Below are 862 nucleotides of genomic sequence, written 5' to 3' on the forward strand. Positions count from 1 at the left end.
AGAACCTATTCAGAATTTTTTTAAACCAGAACGATTTTTCATATAAACTACGGGGATGAGAAAAATTTATGCCAGTGACATTAGTCGAGAAGTGTTCATGGAAATTGAACCCCTGCTGCTTAGCAGCAGGAAGCGCACACGCCCCAGAAAAACCGATGTTTATGAGGTATTTTGTGCATTATTATATTTACTCAAGAGCGGCTGTCAGTGGGATATGCTGCCCAGCGATTTTCCCGCCAAAAGCACAGTTTATTACTACTTCAAACTCTGGAAAGAGAAGCCGTCAGACACAGAACCCAGCCTGCTTGAGCAAGCTTTAAAAAAATGTCGTTGGCGAGGCCCGTATCAGCCATGGTCGGAACGTCAACACCACTTTCGTGATAGTTGACTCGCAAAGTGTTAAGAACACGGACACCGCGCGTGAAAAAGGGTATGACGCGGGTAAAAAGGTTTCCGGTATCAAACGACACATTGCGGTGGACAATCAGGGTTTACCGCATGCGATGGCAGTCACGACAGCCAATGTGACGGACAGAACAGGCGCCCTGATAACTTTTACCCGGCATAGGAAATCGCTTTCTTGCGTAACGAATGTCTTAGCGGACGGGGGTTACACGGGAACAGCCTTCGCAGATGATGTGCATCATATACTGGGCGCGACCGTCGAGATCGCCAAACGGAGTGAACTCCATACTTTCAAGGTAATCCCAAAGAGATGGGTAGTCGAACGTTCGTTTGCCTGGCTAGAAAAGTGTCGGCGGCTGTGGAAAAACTGTGAGGGGGATTTGAATACCAGCCTTCAGTTAGTCAACTTAGCATTCCTTGCTTTGCTCTTGCGCAGGAAAGATACTGAATAGATACT

The 862-nt window shown here is 47.1% G+C and carries 1 protein-coding gene; it reads left to right on the forward strand.

All coding sequences use genetic code 11. The features are described 5' to 3' along the window. Window positions 1-55: 55 nt before the first annotated feature. A protein-coding gene (locus AACQ81_RS04380; protein ID WP_237388499.1) for an IS5 family transposase occupies window positions 56-857 on the forward strand; the annotation gives its coding sequence in 2 pieces (ribosomal slippage) (window positions 56-319 and window positions 321-857; 801 coding nt in all). Window positions 858-862 lie beyond the last annotated feature (5 nt).

The organism is Xenorhabdus sp. Sc-CR9, from assembly GCF_963897815.1.
GTDB lineage: Bacteria > Pseudomonadota > Gammaproteobacteria > Enterobacterales > Enterobacteriaceae > Xenorhabdus.